Raw genomic sequence first — 5,088 nt, forward strand, 5'->3', positions numbered from 1 at the left:
CGACCACAGTTACCCGTCGGCCGGCAAGCACCGAAGCCACCGCATGGTCCCTTATCTTCTGTGTTGATCGTTGAACCACCACGAACCACCTTTCTGGTTTGTGGTGCATTCACAGCTTGACACCGCCCTGCAGTTTTCGAATTCTCGAAGTAGCGGCGGGAAGAGACACCCTTCTTGGGACCTTGCCCCACCGGGAATCGCTCGCTTCCCCCGGCTAGCGGGAGCTCTCCTCGAATCCATGAACTCGAAAACCCAAGCAAGCTCAAATCACGCCTGCACCGCTCTCCTGCAGTTTTCGAGTTCTCGAAGTAGCGGCGGAAAAGTACGCCCCACGAAAGAGCATGTTTAAGCCAACCCACTGACATGAAGCTGATCCCCTTTCCAAAAGGCAAGCACCCGGAGTTGCTCATAGATCAGATGAGCAATGGCGTGGTGAACGAACCGTGAGTTGTGGCGCCATTCATCACCACCCAAATGGAGCCCTCCCTAAGACCGAATATCTACCCGGCGCAGCCACGCCACGGACGTGGCCCAGCCGAGCGCTGTCAACAGGGCAGATGCGATCAGGAGTGAGATCAACGTCGCGGCGTCGAAGCTTCCGGCCGTCGATACGGCGGTGCTGCCGGTGGAGAGCGTGTTGGTGACCAGCGCGGACGGCAGGATCCACATGAGCTGTTCGAAGCCGGCGCTGATTGCGCCGAAGGTGAGGATCGTGCCGGCCAGCGCGATGGCGACGGGGGCGGCGAAGTTGCGGATGATCATGGAGAAGAAGGATTGCCAGGCGGCGACCGCAGCTGCCGGGATCACCGCGAGCACGATGCCGGCGAGGTTGACCCACGGGATGGTGCCGGGGATGCGCAGCGCAAGGCCCACGCCGAGGCTGAGGGCCAGGACGATGAGCTGCATGATCGCTACGAGGACCACGATCGCGCCGATCTTCGCAGCGATGATCCCGCTGATTCCGCGCGGCACCGTCATGAGCTGGTTCCAGTTGAAGCCGCGGTGCTCGAGTCGCCAGGCAGCGGCGGCGAGGATCGCGGTACCGATAGTCATGAAGAACAGGCCGTAAAACAGCACCACCTGGGAGAGGTAGCTGGACCAGCCCGCGGTGAGCATTTCCCGGTTGGCGGAATAGTTTCCGGCACCGTAGGCGACCGAGATTAGCGGGATCAGCACCAATACCGTCCACACGTGGGAGCGTCGGAACTTGAGCAGTTCATTGCGGAGCAACATGGTTAGTATTCCCTTGCGTTGAGTCGGCGGGTGAGGACGAAGAAGCAGATAGCTGCGAGCAGCACATACAGCGCCCACGGCAGCCACGCCTGCTGCACCGGCGCCACGCCCGCATCAGTGAAGGTGTACGGGGTGAGCACCGCGAAATAGCCGAAGGGGTTGATCATGGTGAGCCACGGCGGCGAGAGCATCCCCCAGATACCGAGGAATCCGCCGAGCACGCCCACGCCCAGCACCACCAGCTGGGATTCGAAACGCGCAGCGAGCCACATGAACAGGGCGAGCATGGCGGCGCTGGTTCCCAGCACTCCGAAGGTGGAGCGCAGCCAGGAATCCCAAACCTGCGTAGCGGGTCCGGGAGCCCCCAGCACCAGCGGCGCCCCCACGATCGCTGCCAGTTCGACTGCGCGCAACAGACCCAAAATCGCAGCGAACACCAGGAACTTCCGGCGCAGTAGCTCGCCCGGCCACGTGCCGGCAACGGCATTGAGACGCCACCCGCCGGCCAGGTGTTCGGGGTCCACCGCGCGGCTGGCCAGTAGCGCGAGCTGGATCGGAGCCAGCAGGGACAGCACCATCAGGTAGCTGATCAGATATGCGGACCAGTTCTGGTCCGGGTCGGCCGCAAAGGAATCGATTTTCCCGGTTTGTAGCAGGTTCATGCTGGTGAACAGGATGATGCTCATCGTGAGCCCGAGGCCAAAGAGCAGCACGCGAGAGCGACGCAGTTTGGCTACCTCGATGGCAAGATTCTCCATCATTGCAATCCCTCCCTACCGGTCAGTCCAATGAAAACTTCTTCCAGGCTGCGGTGTTGCCGCACGACCTGGGTGATGGGCACGCCCTGCTGGACCAGGCGGACGCACATGTCCGAAACGTCCTGCTCGCTGAGGTTTCCGAGTACGACGCCGCCGGGCACCAGGACGGGCTGCAGCGCTTGCAGCACGCGGGCCGCCTCCGCGGCCGCGGTGGTTTCCACGAAGACATCTGGCAGCTTGGTTTCAAACAGCTCCCGTTGCGTTCCCTGAAATACCAGCTGACCTTGGTGGATGATGCTCAGCTCCGTGGCCATCTTCTCGATCTCGGAGAGCAGGTGGCTCGACACCAACACGGTGCGCCCCTCATCCCGCGCCAGGCTGACGATGAGCTCACGGATCTCCTCGATACCAGCCGGGTCAAGGCCGTTCGTGGGCTCGTCCAGAATGAGGATCTTCGGGTCACGCAGCAGCGCCAGCGCAATGCCGAGGCGCTGCTTCATGCCCAGCGAGTAGTCCTTGACCAGCTTGTCCATGTGCTTTTCCAGGCGCACCAACTCGATCGCGCGCTCAACGTTCGCCGGTTCCGCGCGCAGCAGCCGGGCGGCGATGCGCAGGTTCTCGGCGCCGGTGAGGTGCAGGTAGGCGGAGGGTTGTTCGATGAGGGAACCCACCTGGGCGAGCACCTGCCCGCGAGTCTGGCGATTCATCGGCTGGCCCAGCACAAAAATCTCGCCCGCGGTGGGCCGGAGCAGCCCGAGCATCATCTTCATGGTGGTGGACTTGCCGGACCCGTTCGGCCCCAACAGCCCGTGGACACTGCCTTGGGTGACCGCCAAATTCAGCTTATCGACGACAGTAGCCGTCCCATACGTTTTGGTGAGATTCTTCGTCTCGATGATCGTTGTCATACCCATCATGCTGCCGCCGCCGGCCCCTGAACTCATCGGCGCGGAGCACGATTTCTACCTCATACCCAGGCATGACGCCCGCTAGGAGTCGAGCAGGTCTTCTCGGGACACCAGCCCGGCGCGATAGGCGAGCAGCGCCACATGCACCCGATCCCGCGACCCCGTCTTGGACATCACCCTGCCCACGTGTGTTTTCACTGTGGGCATGGAGATAAAGAGGCGCTCGCAGATTTCAGCATTGGTCCAGCCCTTGGCGATGGCCACCAGTATCTCTTGCTCTCGGTTGGTCAGTTCACCTAGTAGTCGCTGGTCCGCGGCGGAAGTCGGCACCTGGTGCGGTGCTTGCAGCCGAGTGACAATCCGGTTGGTGGCCCGCGGGGAGATCACCGCATCCCCGTGATACACCGTGCGGATCGATTCGAGCAGCACCTCGGGTTCGGCGTCCTTGAGGATGAATCCGCTGGCCCCGGCGGCCAAGCCACCGAGGACGTATTCCTCGTCATCGAAGGTGGTCAGGATGATGGTCTTTGTTTCGGGGGCCGCCTCGGCGAGGCGTTTGGTGGCGGCGATGCCGTCGAGAAGCGGCATTTGTACGTCCATCACCACCACGTCGACGGGGTCAGCGGCGGCCTTGTCCAGCGCCTCGAGCCCGTTGGTGGCTTGCCAAGCGACCGTCATGTCGGGCTGGGAGGTGATGATTTGGTTGATACCGTGCAGGAAGAGGAGTTGGTCGTCGACAAGCGCGATGTTCATGCGTGCGCCCCTAGCGGAAGCGTTGCCAGGACGCGCCACTGGCCAGACTGCATGCCCGCCTCACAGGTGCCACCGCAGAGTTCGGCTCGTTCACGCATGCCGGTGATGCCGTGGCCTAGACCCGGAGTGCGGCTGTCACATGGATTTTGAACCCGAATAGTTGCCTGTTCAGGCCGCCAATCGATGCCCAAAGTAGCACCGCCCACGCCGTGCTTTTTCGCATTTGTCAGCGCCTCCTGCGCAATCCGGTACATCGCCAGCGACACTCCATCGGGTACCTGCTCTGGCGGCTCACCGGTCACGCGATAGGAGATGGCGAGCCCGCTACTCGACGTCTGCTGCACCAGATTGGCGATGTCCACGTAGCCGATGCTTGGCGACGCCGCATGACTTTCCCCTTCACGTAGGAGGCCCACCACCGATCGCATCTGCCGGAGAGACTCCCGCCCAACCTTTGAAATCGCCACCAGCGCTTCCTCTTTCGCTTCTGCACTACCGGCGTAGCGCCCGCCATCCGCCTGAGCAACAATCACGGTCAGCGAATGCGTCACTAGATCATGGATCTCCCGGGCAATATGGTTGCGTTGTGAGATCTCGCGCTTCTCAAATTCCTCACGTTGGGTCTCCAGCGACTTCTGTAACGCGATCTCCTGGGCTTCCAACGTGCGTCTGCGCAGCTCACCCATCAACCCACACGCCATGAGGGTTGTAACGCTCCACGTCACGTAGACAAGCCGTTTAAACAGGTCGACTTCTGTGAGACCTGGAGTGAACACAAAAAGGCCAACGATGTCCCCGAGAAGCAGAGTGACCGTAGCGATTGCCCGCAGCGGTTCAGGCAAATCCCGACGCACGATGTAGGCCGCCAGCCCTGCGACCAGAATGCATGCGATGGTGATCTCGACACGCAATGCGCATGCCACAAGGATCCCCAGCATCACAATGACGGTCGACAAAGGCCAACGCTTCCGGCACAGTGGCACCACGAACAGCGTGATCGTCAGCCACAGGTCCCAGTCCCACACAGCGGAAATCGACGATCCCAAGAATGATAGCGAAACCAGCACGCCAGCAGCTATGACATCAACCGCCCGAATGTTCTTCACCTCACCGACACTAGTCAGCAAGCTAAGGCAATCACATCATGCTGCAGTATGACTCACAGTGCCTTTTTCATATGCCATGTTTAGGGATTGGATTCCACGCGGTCGAGGCATTCTGGTGCTCCCAGAGTGGCTTGTTGGGGCGGCGCTTTCGAATCCACTCGCTCGAATCGGTGAACGCGAATTCATGAACTCGAAATCCCAAGGGCGGTGTCAAGCTGTGAATGCACCACAAACCAGAAAGGTGGTTCGTGGTGGTTCAACGATCAACACAGAAGATAAGGGACCATGCGGTGGCTTCGGTGCTTGCCGGCCGACGGGTAACTGTGGTCG

At 61.3% G+C, this 5,088-nt stretch carries 5 protein-coding genes; all 5 read right to left on the reverse strand.

All coding sequences use genetic code 11. The features are described 5' to 3' along the window. Nucleotides 1-486: 486 nt before the first annotated feature. The 5 genes from WG936_RS12110 to WG936_RS12130 all read right to left on the reverse strand — a co-directional run bounded on the left by WG936_RS12110 (nucleotide 487) and on the right by WG936_RS12130 (nucleotide 4,758). Entirely contained in the window at nucleotides 487-1,233 is a 747-nt protein-coding gene (locus WG936_RS12110; protein ID WP_339573052.1) for an ABC transporter permease, read from the reverse strand. A 2-nt stretch (nucleotides 1,234-1,235) separates the two neighbouring features. Continuing rightward, the gene (locus WG936_RS12115) at nucleotides 1,236-1,994 is read right to left on the reverse strand and encodes an ABC transporter permease (protein ID WP_339573053.1); all 759 of its coding nucleotides are present in this window, start codon (nucleotides 1,992-1,994) and stop codon (nucleotides 1,236-1,238) included. Continuing rightward, a complete protein-coding gene (locus WG936_RS12120) occupies nucleotides 1,991-2,899 on the reverse strand; it encodes an ABC transporter ATP-binding protein (protein ID WP_339565414.1) in 909 nt (302 codons plus the stop codon). Before WG936_RS12120 ends, WG936_RS12115 begins: the two co-directional genes overlap by 4 nt. A gap of 81 nt (nucleotides 2,900-2,980) precedes the next feature. Then, complete coding sequence (locus WG936_RS12125; RefSeq protein WP_339565413.1) at nucleotides 2,981-3,652, reverse strand: response regulator transcription factor; 672 nt, start codon at nucleotides 3,650-3,652, stop codon at nucleotides 2,981-2,983. Then, on the reverse strand, nucleotides 3,649-4,758 hold the full coding sequence (locus tag WG936_RS12130; RefSeq protein WP_339565412.1) for a sensor histidine kinase: 1,110 nt from the start codon (nucleotides 4,756-4,758) through the stop codon (nucleotides 3,649-3,651). The genes WG936_RS12125 and WG936_RS12130 overlap by 4 nt, the downstream gene beginning before the upstream one ends. Nucleotides 4,759-5,088: the final 330 nt, after the last annotated feature.

Source organism: Corynebacterium sp. H127, from assembly GCF_037482665.1.
Lineage (GTDB): Bacteria > Actinomycetota > Actinomycetes > Mycobacteriales > Mycobacteriaceae > Corynebacterium.